A 14740-nucleotide genomic window follows, 5' to 3' on the forward strand; every position below is an offset into this window, starting at 1 on the left:
TTTTAAGGCTTCGGCCACCTCCGAGATCTACCCGACCTACGTCGTCGGCAGAGCCAGATGTGTATACGAGACAGGCCGGACCGTCTCGGCCCGGCCCAGCTCGCCCTCCGCGCCGCCGGCCCCGAAGGCGGCGATGCCCCGCTCCGCCTCCGCCAGCGCCTCCTCGGTGCGGTCCGCGGTGGCCAGCGCCCGGGCCCGGCCGTCGTGCACCGAGCCGCGCAGGTACCACAGCTCCTCCGCCGCCCCGGCGGCCTCGGCCCGCTCGCGCACCGCGTCCGCCTCGGCCAGGTAACCCAGCGCCGTCTCCAGACCGTCGGCCCCCTGGTGCTCCATCACCAGCCGGGCCAGCTCGCGCAGCATGGTGGCGGCCTTGCCCGGCTGCGGCGCGGCGTCGTGCGCGGCCAGCGCCCGCTCGCGCGCCGTCGCGGCCGCGTCCAGCCGGCCCGCCTCGGCCAGTGCCACCGCCGCCTCGCAGGCCACCATGGTCAGCGTCTGCGGGTCGTCGCCCCAGCCCGCCACCTGGTCGGCCAGCCGCAGGTACTCCTCGGCCGCCTCCCGGTACTCCGCCAGCATCGCCAGGCCGCGGGCCAACTGGAGCCGCGCCTGCGCGAGGCGGCGCTCGCCCAGAGCCGCCGGGTCGGGGTCCAGCAGCACCGACTCCAGCACCGCCACCGCGTCCGCACCGCGCCCGGCCGAGGTCAGCGCCTCGGCCAGCTGCATCCGCACGTCGGCCGCGTCCACCGGCTTGGCGTCCCGGTCGAACCGGTCCGCCGCCTCGGAGAGCGCCCGGACCGCCCCGGCGGTGTCGCCCAGGTGGCCCAGCGCGTGCCCGAGCAGCGCGTAGGTCGGCCCGTACGGGAAGGACCGGAGCCTCCAGTGGGCGGCCTCGGCCAGCGCCCGGTGCAGCAGCTCGACCGCCTGCCGGCGGTCGCCGAGGGCCAGCCTGACCTGCGCGAGCAGTCCGTTGACCAGCGGCGCGCGCCAGGGGGCGTCGGCCGCCTCGATCAGCTGCAGGGCGACCGCCAGCTCCTGCTCCGCCTCGGCGAACCGTTCCTGCCGGGCGGCCGCGTTGGCCCGGTACTGGTGGGCCGTCACCTGACGGTGCACCAGCCCCAGCCGCTGCGTCTCGGCCAGGTAGCTGCCCACCACCGCGGCGAACCGCGCGTCCTGCTCGCCGCGCTGCCCGTCCTCGGCCCCGATCAGCTCGCAGTGCGCGGCGTACGCCCGGGACTGCAGCACCCGGGCCCAGTCCTCCGGGTCCAGGCGGTCCGTCGCCCGCAGCTCCTCGGCCTCGGCCAGCAGCCGGTCCAGCAGCTTCCAGTCGGCCGCCGCCCCGTCGCCCTCGCCCAGCTCCAGCACGGCCAGCTGGGAGCGCACGGCCAGCGCCCGGCCGGTCTCGCCGGCCTCCTCGAACAGCGCCCGCGCCTCCTCCAGCGCGGCCCGCCGGCCGGCCGGGTCGCCGCGCAGCTCCGGCGTGTGGGCCCGCTCCTCGACCAGTTCGGCGCGCAGCCGGGCCGCCGAGCCCAGCCGCGGGTCGTCGGGGTGGGTGTGGTCGGGCGCCTCGACCAGCCGGCCGACCCGCTGCCACAACCGGTTCGACTCCGGGTGCCCGGTGCGGTCCGACTCACGTGCCTGCAGCACGAGTTCGACCAGGTCCTCGGCGACCGGCGGGGCCGGCTCGGGTGCCGCGGCGGGCGCCGCGGGCGCGGCCAGCGCGGTCGCGGTGCGCACTCCGAGGGCCAGCGGCTCGGCCGACAGCGGTCGGCGGGCCAGCCGGGCCAGCCGGCGGGCGCCGACGGCCTCGGTGCCGTTGCGCGCGTCGAACCCGGCCGCGATCCCGGCGGACTGGCGCGCACAGTCGGCGAGCAGCTCGGCCACCGTCCAGCTGCGCCCGGCCGGGCCGGCCACCGCCAGCTCGCCGTGCCCCAGCCCGACCAGCCGGGCGAGCAGCACCTCGACCCCGGTGAGCAGGCCGAGCCGGTCCAGCGGGTCCGCGGCCCGGTCGAACAGCGCACGGTTCTCCGCCAGGATCTCCAACCCGCGCGGCTCGTTGCCGCTCAGCGCGCAGAACTCCAGGTGCAGGCCGATCTGGCCGGCCATCGCGGCCTTGCCCCGCGCGTAGCGGTAGCCGGTCAGGTGGCTGGACCGGGCCTGGTCGGTGCGGCCCAGGCGCAGCAGCGGCAGCAGCGCGTAGCCGTGGCTGGCGTACGGCTCCTCGGTGCAGCCGCTGTCGCCGCTCAGCACCGGCTCCCACACGGCCAGCGCCCGGGCGTCGTCGCCCAGGGCCACGTGGTGCAGCGCGCGGGTGCGGGTCTCGCAGGCCGCGCAGTCGCTCAGCTCGGTGCGCCGGCGGGTGGCCCACAGCTCGAAGGCCGACTCGCGGTCCTGCTCCAGGTGCGCGGCCAGCCGGAACTTCTCGGCGTAGTAGGGCTGCAGGCCGTGGCCGGCCTTGGTGTACCGCTCGCGCATCTCCTCCAGCCAGCGCCGCAGCGCGGTCAACGGCACCTCGGGGGTGCCCAGCAGCGCGCTCGCCACCCACTTGAAGCGCCAGAACACCTGGTGGGCGCCCCACTCGCTGAACACCGCCGGATCGGTGTCCCAGAACCTCAGCACCCGGGCGAAGACCACCGGGGTCTTGCGCGCCTCGCCGTCGTACTCGTAGGCCTCCATCAGCTCCAGCAGGGCCAGCACTTGGAGCTTGGGGTCCTCGAACTGGTCCGCGGCGTCGACCAGTTGCTCGGCGGTGACGGTGCGCTGGCGGCCGTAGGGCCGGGTGTCGTTCTCCCGCAGCGCGGCGAACACCGCGTCGGTGGTCTCCAGCATCAGGACTCCGTCCCGGTCTCGTGGCCGAGCATCGCGTGGTCCAGCAGGGCGATGAACGAGCGGTTGAGCAGTGCGCTCTCGCTGGCCCGCAGCGGACGGCGGGTCAGCAGCAGCGCCTGGCCGTACAACGCCTCCACGGCGGCCACCGTGAGCTCCCGGTGGGTGATCGAGGCGGCGCGGCGCACCAGCGGGTTGAGGTGGTTGAGCACCAGCTGGGCGCGCGGCGTCCCGGCCCGCAGCGAGCCGAGGATGTCGGCCCACAACCCGTCGGACTGGTCGGCCAGTTCGGCCCGGGTGCGCTCGTGCCGGGCCTCCCGGTTGTCCAGCAGCAGGGCCGGTGCGGCGGCCGGGTGGAAGGTGCGCAGCGCCACGTCGCAGTCGAACCGGCCGACCACCTCGCGGGCGACGGCCAGGAAGCCGGCCGCGGCCAGCTCGGCGGCCGGGTCGACGCTGTCCAGGTGGGCGGTGACGGTGGTCGGGTCCAGGTCGGTCACCACCGCGCCGGGGCGCAGCTCGGGCAGCCGGTGCACCAGGTCCCGGTCGTAGGTGTAGCCGCCGTTGACCACGCCCAGGCCCGCCGCGCCGGCGATCGGGGCGACCTGGCGGAACTCCTCCACGGTCTGGGCGACCAGGATGGTGCGGTGGGTGCGGGCGAACTCGTCCAGCGTGACGTTGCCGTCGGTGGTCTCGAACGGCAGCCAGGGCAGCAGCATCCGCAGCAGCTCGTCGTCGTACCGGGCCAGCGCCTTGACGGCCAGGTGGTGCACCGAGATGAACCGGTGCAGCAGGGCCGGGTCGCTGGCGGACAGGCCGGTCAGCCAGTCCCGGATCCGGGTGCCGAGTGCCTCGCGGACCGCGGCCAGCGTCTCGTCCGCGTACAGGCCCTCGCGCGAGGCGGTCGGGCGCAGGCCCTCCGCGTCGACCACGCAGCGGACGAAGAAGGCCCAGTCGGGCAGCAGTTCGTCGGCCTGGTCGGAGACCAGCATGCCCTTCAGGTGCACCCGGTGGCCCGCCTTGCGGGACGGCGGCACGGCTTCGGGCAGCACGTACGCCACCCCGCTCAGGCCGACCAGCGGCAGCTCCAGGTCGATGGTGTCCAGCGGGACGAAGTCGAAGGTCGCCCGGCAGTGCTCGGCCAGCGCCTGACGGCGGGCCGGCGGGGAGGGGTAGGGCTTGGCCCACGGCGCCGGCGTCTCGTTGATCCGGGTGCGCTCGCCGCGGTCGTCGACCACGGTGACCTCGTGGCGCAGCAGGCTGCCGTAGCCGCGGGCCAGCTCGATCACCCGGTCCACCCGGGTCCACTGCTCCGCGTCGGCGCGCGGGACCAGGGTCACGGTGGTGCCGGGCTCCGGCTTGGCCGAGCCGGGCAGGGTGGTGATGGTGTACCGGCCGTCGGAGCTGCCGCGCCACTCGATCACCGGGGCGTCGGGAGCGGCGGCCGAGCGGGTCAGCACGGCGATCTCGTCGGCCACCACGAAGCAGGCGAGCAGGCCGATGCCGAACTGGCCGATGAAGTCCGAGCGGGCGCCGGCCAGGCCGGCGGTGTCCAGCCGGCCCTCGGCGTCCCGCTTGGAGCTGCGGCCGATGGTGGCCAGGAAGGTGTGCACGTCGGCCTCGGTCAGGCCGACGCCGGTGTCGGTCACCGACAGCGACCGGTCGGTGGCGTGCACGGTGATGGCGCCCGGGGCGGCCGGGTCCAGCAGGCGGCGGGCGGAGATCGCGTCCACCGCGTTCTGCAGGAGTTCGCGCAGGTAGACCTTCGGGCTGGAGTACAGGTGGTGCGACAGCAGGTCGACCAGGCCGCGCAGGTCCACCTGGAAGGTGTGCGCGGTGGGCTGGGGAGAGGACACAGGGAGCTCTTTCGATCGCGTGTGCGGGCGGGCTGGGGGCGGGCCGGATCAGGCGCAGTCCTTGCGCGCGAGCCGGAACGCCTCGACCGGGTCCTTGCTCAGGTAGTCCCAGGGGTCCTCGGTGACGTTGTCCCCGAGGTGCGCGAACACCGCGCGGGCCAGGTTGCGCTCGCCGGCCAGCGACAGGACCATCGCGAAGGTGTTGTGCGGGCCGGCCCAGCCGCGCCGCCGCACGTACGCGGGGTGCAGGACGGAGCGCTGCGCGGCCTCGGCCAGCTGCAGGCGCACCGGCTGCGAGGTCAGGTACCGCTGGTCCGCACCGCGGTCCAGGTCCAGCCAGTGCTCGAGGTGGGCCAGCGCCACCAGCTCGCCGAGCTGGCTGCCCTCGGGCGCGCCCAGCATCGCCGTGCGGGCGAACGCGTGCATCTGCTCGTGCGAACCGCCCCACTTGCGGCACAGCTGCTGCAGCCGCTGCCGGTGCGAGGCCGGGTGGCCCGGGCAGCGGCGCAGCGCGGCCTCGAACCGGTACGTGCCGGCGTCCTCGTCGACCGACCCGCCGCGACCGCTGATCTGCAGGAAGTACCAGGGGCCCAGCCAGTCGGGCTCGCGCTCGGCCACCGCGTAGAGCTGCTCCTCGGCCGTCTCCAGCCGCTGGTGGAACAGCTGCCACTGCTCGCGGGTGACGTACTTGGCGCGGGCGGCGGTGCGCGCCTCCCAGCCCCAGGTGATCTGTCGGGCCCCGGAGACCAGCAGCGGCAGCGCCGACTCGGACTCGGAAGCCACCGCCTGCGGTATCCACTCCTCGACCCCGGCCACCTCGGCGATCTGGCCGACCAGCCAGACCAGGTCCGCCTGGTCCGTCGCCTCCGCCAGCCCCGCCCTGACCCCCGGCCAGTCCGCCGCGGCGGCCGCCGCGCGCAGCCGCGCCAGCAGCGGATCGCCGTACGCCGGGTCGACGGCCGGCTGCGCCCCGGGGCGCAGCCGCCGAATCAGCCCAAGCATGACCGATCCCCCCTCTTTCCCACCGTCTTCACCAGGGCTGCACCCTGCCGCCCCGATCCGAGTACATATCACGGGTCGGACACCGCGGTCCGGACCGGGGTCGGCGCAGGTGGGACGGGGTCAGTCGGCGGTGGCGATCAGCGGCTCCAGGTAGATCTCCGGCTTGGCCCGCTGGAAGGCGCTCAGGTGCCACTTGTCCGCGAACAGGGCGAGCAGCGCCTGGTCGGACCGGCGGGTCAGCACCTCGGAGTCGGTGAGCCGGGCCTTGGCCAGCGCCTCGGCGCCCTCCGCGTTGGTCTTGCGGGCCAACTGGTAGGAGAGCCGGTCCAGGTGGATCGGCGAGGAGAACTCGTGCTCCATCCGGTGCAGCACCACGTCGAACTGCATCGGGCCGACCGCCGCCATCACCGGGGCCTGCTCGCCGCGCCGGTCGGAGACCAGCACCTGCACCACGCCCTCCTCGTCCAGCTGCGAGACGCCGCGGCGGAACTGCTTGGAGCGGCTGATGTCCTTGGGCCGGGCCACCGCGAAGTACTCCGGGGCGAACGCCGGCAGCGGCGGGAACTCGGCCTTGCGGCCGGTGAACAGGGTGTCGCCGACGCGCAGCGCGGCGGCGTTGATCAGGCCGACCACGTCGCCGGGGAAGGCGGTCTCCACCACGGTGCGCTCGGCGCCGAAGACGGTGTGCGCGTACTTGGTGGTGAGCGAGCGGCCGCTGGCGGCCCGGGTGACGTTCATGCCGCGCTCGAAGACGCCGGAGCAGACCCGGACGAAGGCGATCCGGTCGCGGTGCGCCGGGTCCATGTTGGCCTGGATCTTGAAGACCACGCCGGAGAAGTCCTCGCCCACCTCGCGCCGCTCGCCGTTGGCCAGCGGCCGGGCGGCCGGCGCCGGGGCCAGGTCCACGACCGCGTCGAGCAGCAGCTTGACACCGATGTTGGTGAGCGCGGCGCCGAAGAAGACCGGGGTGATCTTGCCGGCCTCGAAGGCCTCCTGGTCGTAGCCCGGACCGGAGGCGAGCACCAGCTCCAGCTCCTCCAGGGCGTTGGTCCAGTCCTCGCCCTCCTGCTCGGTCGCCTCCTCGGCGGAGAGCAGTTCCTCGATCGCCGCGTGGGTACCGGCCGGCACCTTGGTGTAGCGGCGGAACTGCTCGGTGTTCTCCGCCTCGACCAGGCCGCGCAGGTTGCCCGCCACACCGACCGGCCAGACCACCGGCACCGGGGTGATGCCCAGGTGGTTCTCGATGTCCTCCAGCAGGGTCAGCGCGTCGCGACCGCGCCGGTCCCACTTGTTGATGAAGGTGATCACCGGCACGCCGCGGTGCCGGCAGACCGAGAACAGCTTGCGGGTCTGCTCCTCCAGGCCCTTGGCCGCGTCGATCAGCATGATCGCGCAGTCCACCGCGGAGAGCACCCGGTAGGTGTCCTCGGAGAAGTCGGCGTGGCCGGGGGTGTCGACCAGGTTCATCACGTGCTCGCGGTGGCCGAACTGCAGCGCCGCCGAGGTGACCGAGATGCCGCGCTCGCGCTCCAGCTCCATCCAGTCGCTGGTGACCCCGCGGCGGCCGCCCTTGGCGTGCACCGCACCGGCCGAGGTGATCGCCCGCGCGTGCAGCGCGAGGGCCTCGGTCAGCGTGGACTTGCCCGCGTCCGGGTGGGAGATCACGGCGAAGGTGCGCCGGCGGTTGGCCTCGGCGAGGACCTGGGTGACGGGGACGGGCTGCTCGTTGCTCACAGGTTTTCCTCGCGGCGGGTAGGCATGACGAGCCAGTCTAGTCCGTCCCGGCGGCGGGCCGGGCCCGCCGCCGGCCCGCCTGCCGCGGGGGTCAGATCTCCAGGTCGGTCTCGATCTTGGCCAGCTGGTGCCGGGACATCGCCAGGTTGGCCCGGCGCTTGTCCAGCGCCAGGTAGAGGAAGAGGCCCTTGCCGCCGCGACCGGTGAGCGGGCGGATCAGGTGGTACTGGCTGTTCAGCGTGATGAGGATGTCCTCGATGGCCTCGCTCAGGCCGAGCATGTCCATGGTGCGCATCTTGGCCCGCACCACGTCGGTGTTGCCGGCCGCCGCCACCGTCAGGTCCAGCCCGGCGCCGCCGTCCACGGTGCCCAGCGCCATGCCGCTGGTGTAGTCGACCAGTGCCACGCCGATGCTGCCGTCCACGGTTGCCATGATCGAGCGCAGGGTGGTGTCGATGTCTGCCACGGTCTCTCCAGATCGTTGTGTGGGTAAGAGGGGAAGGAATGACGGGGTACGGACGGAGGGTCAGGTCACGCTGGGCGGGGCCAGTTCGGTGTGCACCAGTTCGGCCACCCGCCCCGCGGCCCGGCGGGCCTCCAGGTGCAGCCGGCCCACGCTGGTGTCCGGGTGGGCGAGCAGGGTGAGCACGCAGAGCGGACCGGCGGCGTAGCTGGCCACGTAGCCGTGCTCGCCGTGCACCAGGGCGTCGCGGAACTCGCCCTGCCCGGTGGTCTCGGCCAGCCGCCGGGCGACCCCCAGGGTGGCGGCGGTCAGGGCGGCCAGGCTGTCGGCCTCGGTGTCGTGCGTGTCGTGGACGATGAGCAGCCCGTCCACGCTCGCCACCAGGCCGCCGGCCAGGTGCGGGACGCGGCGTTTGAGGGTGCGCAGTTCGGCGAGCAGCGCGCTGTGCAGCGCGTCCAGCTGGCGGCGGTCGGCGCGCGGTCGCAGTACCCGCCTCATGACAGCGCGCGGTGGGCTGCGGGCGGCCAGGGAATCACAGTCGAGCCTCCAGTGCGGATCGAACGCGCAACAGCAGCGCGGTGTCGGGGAGTTCGGCGGCTTCCGGGGACCGGTGCAGGCTCGCGCCCGGGGTCCGGCGGGTCGGTGCGGCCGGGTCGGGCGCAGCGTGGCGGCGGCGCGCTTCCAGCGGCGGGCCGGCCGGCGGCTGCGGGCTGCGCGGGGGCAGCGGGTGGCGCGGCGGCGGGACGGCCGGCGCCGGGTCCGAGCTGCGGACCAGGCCGGCGGCGGCCAGCCGGCGGATCTCCACGGCGGTGGCGAAGCTGGAGCGGCCCAGCAGCCGGGCCAGGTCGGCGGCGGTGCGCCGGCCGTCCGCGAGGTCCAGCAGTTCGCGCCGGCGCCGGGAGAGCGCGGGCGGCGTCCGGCCGGTGCAGCACTCCACGGGGGCGGTGTCCAGCTCGGGGCAGGGCCAGATCCGGGCCAGCAGGTCGCGCCGCCGCAGGGTCTCCCGGCACACGACCGGCGGGCTGACCTGGCGCACCGGGCCCAGCCAGTGCCGCACCTCCGGTTCGAAGCAGATCGGTCGGCGGTCCGGGTCGAGCGCGAAGTAGGCGGCGTCGTAGAGGGTCTGCAGGTGGCAGAGCTCCAACTCGCCGCGGCTGAGGCTGCCCTGCTCGACCAGCGCCCGGCCGACCTGGCGCAGCGGACCGTGCAGTTCCAGCGTGCGCTGCCACCGGTCCGCGGTGATCCGGCCGCACCCGGTGAGCAACTCCCCGATGCCCAGGCTCTGCGGGCTCTCGGCGTGCACCACCGCGCCGTGCACCAGGTAGACGGTGCCGGTGCTGGTGTGCAGCGCGCCGGTGGCGCGGGCGGCGGCCAGCCTGGCGGTCAGCGCGACCGCCGTGCCGCCGGTCATCCGATCACCAACTCCTCGGCCAGGGCCTGCAACCTGATCCGGGCCACGGCCAGGTTGGCCTCCGACCGGTCCAGCCACAGGTGCAGCAGCAGGCGGCTGTCGAAGACCGTCCCGATCAGGCAGAACAGGTGGTAACTCCCCCTGGTGGTCAGGATGATGTCGCAGACCGGCAACCTCGCCTCGTCCGGCTCGGCGAAGCTCGCGCTCTCCGCGGCCAGCCGCACCAGGTCGCTCGCCTCGGCGGCGGTGACCGCGTGGTCGTCGGCCGGGCTGCGGCCGGCGGCGCCCAGTTCCAGGCCGCTCCCCCAGTCCAGCAGGGTCACGCCGTGGGCACCGGCGATCCCCATCGCCTGTGACAGGCAGTCGTCGATCCCCGGCACACGGGCTCCTTCGCAACGGGGCACGGCGGCCCGGCACGCGACGGTGACCCCGCCCACGGGGCACCACAGCCCGTCGCGCTGTTGGCCCGGAACGTTACTGAGCCCGACATGCCGAACGACAATGCCATAGGCATATTTTCGCTTTGAGCGCTGTTTTCCAGCCATCCTCTGGCCGAACACTGTTGCTCACTGCCAGCGATGACAGCATGTCAGAACCGTTGCGTGCTGTTGGCGGTTGGCCGATAACGACTCCTGCGCAGGCGCAAGTCTGATATGCGCTCAGTTACTTGACGCTGCGTCATCAACTCCGGCCAGCGCGGCCCGGAGCAGCTGGGCGGTCTCGGCCGCCTGCGCCTCGTCCCGGTACCGCCGCCGCGGCCAGAAGAAGCCGCGCAGCCCGTCCTTGGGATTGCGCGGCACCACGTGCACGTGCAGGTGCGGCACCGACTGGCTGACCTTGTTGTTCATCGCCACGAAGGACCCGGCCGCCGCCATCGCCGTCTGCACCGCACCGGTCAGCAGCCGCACCCGCTGGAAGAAGGGACCGACCAGCTCGGGCGCGAGGTCGGTCAGGGTGACCGCGTGGACCACCGGCACCACCAACAGGTGGCCGGGGAAGAGCGGCCGGTGGTCCAGGAAGGCGAACGCCACCTCGTCCCGGAAGACCACCTGCGCGCCGCCGGGCTCGGCCAGCAGCGCGCAGAACGCGCACGGCCGCCCGGCCGCGCTCACCACCGGCTCACTCGGCGGGCTCGGGCACCGGCGGGCCGTCCATCGCGCCCAGCCGGTCGGGCATCCGCAGCGAGGTCATCCGCCGCCAGCCGCCGAGCTTCTCGTACCCGTAGACGCCGTGGATGCCGGCCGCCAGCGCCGCCCGCTTGGCCCGGGGCCAGTGCAGGATCTCGCCCATCCGCGCCATCACGGCCAGGCTGACGTCCCGGTAGGTGCGGATCTCGGCGTGCGCGGTCTCCTGCAGGGTGCGCCAGATCAGCCGCCCGTGGCCGGCCGCGGCCAGCCGCAGCAGCTCCTCGTGGCAGTAGGCGAGGTGGTTGTCCTCGTCGTCGGAGATCATCCGCACCGCCCGGCCGAGCTCGGGGTGGTGGCCGAAGACGCCCCGCAGCAGCCGCATCTGCTCACTGGCCCGCTGCTCGGTGACCCGGCTGTGCACCAGGTAGGTGATCACGTCCCGCTCGCCGAGCTTCTCGTCGCGGCGCAGCCGCGCGTGGGCCAGGCCGATGCCCTGGCGCTCCAGGATCATCGTGTAGTCGGTCTCGTCGGGCACCGCGACCGGGTGCAGCCCGCGCTTCCTCAGCAGGGCGTTGAAGATCCGCCCGTGCTTCTCCTCGTCCGCGCCGTGCCGGGCGATCTTGGGGGCCAGGACCTGGTCCTCCACCAGCAGCGCGATCCGCCCGTTCTCCCAGCCGCCCTGGTCCTCGCCCTTGGCGGCGATCGAGCAGAACAGGCCGAAGGCGTCGTCGTCCTGGTGGATCTCGTGGAAGAGACTGCGCGCTGAGAGCATGCCATCCAGCCAACGCCGGGTCAGCTGACGCCGCAACAGCTGCTGGTCCGTCCGGGCGAGGCGACCCGCGGCACGTGTCACGGGGGCCCGGCCGGGGCCGGGCGGCCCCCGCGGTCGTCCCCGTGGTCGTCCCCGCGCAGCTCGCCGATCACCGACCAGACCACCGAGACCAGCGGCACCGCGACCACCGCGCCGATCACCCCGGCCAGGATGCCGCCGGCGATCACCGACAGCGCCACCACCACCGGGTGGATCCGCACCGCCCAGCTGAGCACCAGCGGGTGCAGCACGTGCCCCTCGATCTGACCGATCACCACGATCAGGCCCAGCACGATGACCGCCGTCAGCGGACCGCGCGCCGCCAGCGCCACCACCGCCGCGATCACCATCGCGATCGGCGAGCCGATCAGCGGGATCAGCGTGGCGAAGAACTCCAGGACCACCAGCGGGGCCACCAGCGGGACCTGGAGCACCAGCAGCGCGATCCCGACCAGCACCGCGTTGCTGGCCGCCACGATGATGATCCCCCGGGTGTACCCGGCGAAGGTGCGCCAGGCCGCGCGGCCCGCCCGGTCGGTGGTGGCCCGGGAGCCGCGCGGCAGCTGCCGCTGCGCCCAGGCCCACATCCGGTCGCCCGAGTGGACGAAGAAGATCGAGCAGAACAGGGACAGGAAGGCCCCGGTGAACACCTCGACCACCTTGCCCGCCTGGTTCACCGCGGTGTTCACCAGGCTGGCCCGGTGGGTGGACAGGTAGGAGCTGAGCTTGTTCTGCAGCTGGGTGGCGCTGCCCGGCTTGACGTGGAACGGCGCGCCCTCCAGCCAGCGCTCGATCCGACCGGTCCCGCCGCGGAACTCGTTCACCAGGCTGTCCCACTCACTGGCCACCGACTCGCCGAGCAGCGCCAGCACTCCCGCGACCAGCAGCACCGCGCCGACGACGGTGACCGCCACCGCCAGGGTGCGCGGCAGCAGCCTGGCGAGCAGATCGGCCACCGGGCGCAGCAGCGAGGTGATCACCAGCGCCACGAAGACCGCCACCACCGGCAGCACCAGCCGGCCGAGCACGATCAGCACCAGGTAGAGCGCGGCCGCCAGCACCAGCAGGCGCCAGGCGTACCCGGCCGTCTTCTGCAGCCCGGGGCCGACCTGAGGGCCCGTCGGGCGCACCGGTCGGCGGATCACGGGGCCGTCCGGCCGGGCAGGGTCTCCATGCGTCCCAGTCTGCGGGCAGCACTGCTGCCCCGCCCGCCGGGCGGGGCAGCAGTGGTCCGGGCTGCGACAGCGGGACGGCAGCGGCCCGGGCTGCGGCAGCGGCAGCCGGCTACGGCAGCGGCAGCCGGCTACGGCAGCGGCAGCCGGCTACGGCAGCGGCGGCCGGCTACGGCAGCGGGACGGGTGCGGCCAGGTAGGACTGGGTCCGGGTCACCCAGTAGCCGAAGTCGCCCGGACCGGTCTGGTTGGTGCCCACCATCTCCGGCACCCCGTAGGTCGCCGTGCCGGTGCCGGCGCCGAACAGGATCGCCACCACCCCGGCGGCGGCCGCCTCGGGCAGGTGCGAGCCCCAGGTGACGGTGGATCCGTTCACCGACACCTTCGGGTCGCCGCCCGGGTTGCTGCCGTAGAAGGAGAGGTTGGCGCCGCTGCTGGTGAAGGAGTCCCCGTAGAAGAAGGTGGACGCGGAGTCCTCGTCCTGCTCGGTGGTCACGTCGTCCAGGTCGGGGAACCGGCCGCCGGCGTTCCAGTAGGTGGGGCTGGGCGTCTGGGTGGAGTTGAGGTGGCCCACCGGGATCTGCCAGAGCACCGCGGGCAGCCCGAGCGCCTGGCGGACGGTCTGCACGTAGAGCAGGTAGTTGCTCCAGTGCGCCGCGTTCAGGTACCGGATGTCGCCGGCCGGGTTCGGGTCGCGCAGGATGCCGAAGTCCTGGCCCCACTGGTCGAAGGCGACGAAGTCCGCCCGGTAGCCGAGGTCGGCGGTCTTCAGGAAGGCCGCCACCTGGTTGCCGGTGTTGACCACCGACTGCCGCCCGGCCGTCCAGCCCTGGGAGTCGGTGTCCTTGAGCGCGTCCCGCACGCCCCAGGTGTTGACCTGCCAGCCGAGGAAGGCGGCCGGGTCGTACTTCTTGATCGTGTAGCTGATCGCCTCCACCAGGCCCTTGAGGTTGTCGGCGAAGGCCGGGTCGCCGCTGCTGCTGAGCACCCCGGCGGAGTAGGCGGAGCTGGTGGCGGCGGGGAACCGGGTGGCGTCGTTCTGGTACTGGGCGCCGTAGTTCTGCTGCAGGTAGCCGAGCATGTCGGGCTCGATCACCCAGCCGACCGGCTTGCCGGGCGCCGCCGTGTTGGCGGCGGTCGCCGCGTTCTTCAGGGCCTGGAAGTAGGAGCTCACCCAGCCGGCGTTCTGCATGTTGGTGTAGTCGACGCTGGAGCCGTCCACGTTCCCGTTCATGCCGTACTCGACCAGCACCGGGGTCATGCCGAACTGGGCCGAGTGCTGGACGAAGGTGGTGGTGGTGTTCGCCCAGTTCGCGAAGTCGCCGCCGATCAGGTACTCGTAGCCGTAGTCGGGCAGCTTGCCGTGCGACTGCAGGGTGCCGAAGAAGGAGTCCACCGTGGAGCCCGGGGTGTAGACCGTCCCGATCGCCAGGTGGTTCGGGTGCCAGGCGCTGCTGCCGCCGCCCCCGCCACTGCCGGCGGTCGCCGCGGTCACCGGCGCGCTCTGCGCGGACTCGTGGCCGGCCGCGTCCAGCGCGCTGACCGTGTAGGTGTGGCTGGTCCCCGCGGCCAGGCCGCCGACCGTCGCCGCGGTGCCGGTGCTGGTGGCGACCACGGCACTGCCCTCGTACACCTTGTAGGAGGTGGCGGCGGTGCCGGTGGACGGCTCGGTCCAGCCGAGCGCGATGCTGGAGGTGGTGGTCCCGGTGGCCGTCAGGCCGGTCGGCACCGCCGGGCCGGTCGCCCCACCACCGCCACCGCCCGGACCGGTGAGCACCACGTCGTCGGCGTAATAGCTGCCCTGCCCGTACCAGCCGTGCAGGAAGAGCGTCACCGAGGTGGTGCTCGCCCCCGTGGTGAAGCTGGTCGTCAGCTGCTGCCAACTGGTCGCCGACGGCGTCCAGGTGGGGTTGCCGAGCCCGGTGGCGCCCAGGTAGACGTAGTTCCCCTGCACGTACGCGGAGAGCGTGTAGCTGGAGTTGGGCTGCACCGCGACGGTCTGCGTGCACTGGGCGTCGTCCGACCCACTGGCCGCCCCCTGCAGGGCGTGGCTGCCGGAGTGCACGGGGCTGCTCACCGTGCTCCCGGTCCCGGCGTCGCAGCTCCAGCCGGTCAGCCCGCTCTCGAAGCCGGGGTTGGTGACCAGGTTGGTCGCGTCGGCCTGCGCGCCGACGGCCAGCGCACCGCCGCCGACCAGCAGGGCGAGCGTGGCGGCGAGCGCGGTCAGGGCTCTGGGCATGCGGACATGACGGATCGTCATCGGGCCTCCTGCAGCGAACGGTGGGGGCGACGCTGGGCAGTTGATGCGATGCCGACAATGGACTAGACCTATCGACCCGTCAAGGGG

12 protein-coding genes are annotated in these 14740 nt (G+C 73.8%); all 12 read right to left on the minus strand.

The features are described 5' to 3' along the window. Positions 1-36: 36 nt before the first annotated feature. The 12 genes from ACFW1A_RS09790 to ACFW1A_RS09845 all read right to left on the minus strand — a co-directional run bounded on the left by ACFW1A_RS09790 (position 37) and on the right by ACFW1A_RS09845 (position 14653). Positions 37-2823: a hypothetical protein gene (locus ACFW1A_RS09790; RefSeq protein ID WP_380406921.1), complete on the minus strand. Its 2787-nt coding sequence runs from the start codon at positions 2821-2823 to the stop codon at positions 37-39. Then, a complete protein-coding gene (locus ACFW1A_RS09795) occupies positions 2823-4673 on the minus strand; it encodes an HSP90 family protein (RefSeq protein ID WP_380406923.1) in 1851 nt (616 codons plus the stop codon). Before ACFW1A_RS09795 ends, ACFW1A_RS09790 begins: the two co-directional genes overlap by 1 nt. 48 nt (positions 4674-4721) lie before the next feature. Continuing rightward, the gene (locus ACFW1A_RS09800; RefSeq protein WP_380406925.1) at positions 4722-5675 is read right to left on the minus strand and encodes a hypothetical protein; all 954 of its coding nucleotides are present in this window, start codon (positions 5673-5675) and stop codon (positions 4722-4724) included. A 120-nt stretch (positions 5676-5795) separates the two neighbouring features. Next, complete coding sequence (locus tag ACFW1A_RS09805) at positions 5796-7409, minus strand: peptide chain release factor 3 (protein WP_380406927.1); 1614 nt, start codon at positions 7407-7409, stop codon at positions 5796-5798. 91 nt (positions 7410-7500) lie between these two features. After that, positions 7501-7875 (minus strand): hypothetical protein, encoded by a 375-nt coding sequence (locus tag ACFW1A_RS09810; protein ID WP_380406929.1) that lies wholly within the window; start codon positions 7873-7875, stop codon positions 7501-7503. Positions 7876-7935: 60 nt separating this feature from the next. After that, the gene (locus tag ACFW1A_RS09815; protein WP_380406931.1) at positions 7936-8370 is read right to left on the minus strand and encodes a roadblock/LC7 domain-containing protein; all 435 of its coding nucleotides are present in this window, start codon (positions 8368-8370) and stop codon (positions 7936-7938) included. A gap of 34 nt (positions 8371-8404) precedes the next feature. After that, positions 8405-9283 carry a transcriptional regulator gene (locus ACFW1A_RS09820; RefSeq protein ID WP_380406933.1) on the minus strand — a complete coding sequence of 293 codons (879 nt, stop codon included), beginning with the start codon at positions 9281-9283 and terminating at the stop codon, positions 8405-8407. Next, positions 9280-9663: a hypothetical protein gene (locus tag ACFW1A_RS09825; RefSeq protein WP_380406935.1), complete on the minus strand. Its 384-nt coding sequence runs from the start codon at positions 9661-9663 to the stop codon at positions 9280-9282. Before ACFW1A_RS09825 ends, ACFW1A_RS09820 begins: the two co-directional genes overlap by 4 nt. 279 nt (positions 9664-9942) lie before the next feature. Continuing rightward, positions 9943-10395, minus strand: coding sequence for an HIT family protein (locus ACFW1A_RS09830; RefSeq protein ID WP_380406937.1), 453 nt, complete (start codon positions 10393-10395; stop codon positions 9943-9945). Positions 10396-10402: 7 nt separating this feature from the next. Next, complete coding sequence (locus ACFW1A_RS09835; RefSeq protein ID WP_380406939.1) at positions 10403-11182, minus strand: ferritin-like domain-containing protein; 780 nt, start codon at positions 11180-11182, stop codon at positions 10403-10405. Positions 11183-11259: 77 nt separating this feature from the next. Beyond that, positions 11260-12366 carry an AI-2E family transporter gene (locus ACFW1A_RS09840; RefSeq protein ID WP_380406941.1) on the minus strand — a complete coding sequence of 369 codons (1107 nt, stop codon included), beginning with the start codon at positions 12364-12366 and terminating at the stop codon, positions 11260-11262. A 196-nt stretch (positions 12367-12562) separates the two neighbouring features. After that, positions 12563-14653 (minus strand): carbohydrate binding domain-containing protein, encoded by a 2091-nt coding sequence (locus ACFW1A_RS09845; RefSeq protein ID WP_380406943.1) that lies wholly within the window; start codon positions 14651-14653, stop codon positions 12563-12565. Between the last annotated feature and the right edge of the window lie 87 nt (positions 14654-14740).

Source organism: Kitasatospora sp. NPDC058965 (assembly GCF_042741245.1).
Lineage (GTDB): Bacteria > Actinomycetota > Actinomycetes > Streptomycetales > Streptomycetaceae > Kitasatospora.

Excerpts from the sequence above, each read along its gene's own strand:
- ACFW1A_RS09790 (WP_380406921.1), bottom strand. The coding sequence starts at position 2,823 with ATGCTGGAGACCACCGACGCGGTGTTCGCCGCGCTGCGGGAGAACGAC.
- ACFW1A_RS09800 (WP_380406925.1), bottom strand. The coding sequence starts at position 5,675 with ATGCTTGGGCTGATTCGGCGGCTGCGCCCCGGGGCGCAGCCGGCCGTC.
- ACFW1A_RS09815 (WP_380406931.1), bottom strand. The coding sequence starts at position 8,370 with ATGAGGCGGGTACTGCGACCGCGCGCCGACCGCCGCCAGCTGGACGCG.
- ACFW1A_RS09820 (WP_380406933.1), bottom strand. The coding sequence starts at position 9,283 with ATGACCGGCGGCACGGCGGTCGCGCTGACCGCCAGGCTGGCCGCCGCC.
- ACFW1A_RS09835 (WP_380406939.1), bottom strand. The coding sequence starts at position 11,182 with ATGCTCTCAGCGCGCAGTCTCTTCCACGAGATCCACCAGGACGACGAC.
- ACFW1A_RS09845 (WP_380406943.1), bottom strand. The coding sequence starts at position 14,653 with ATGACGATCCGTCATGTCCGCATGCCCAGAGCCCTGACCGCGCTCGCC.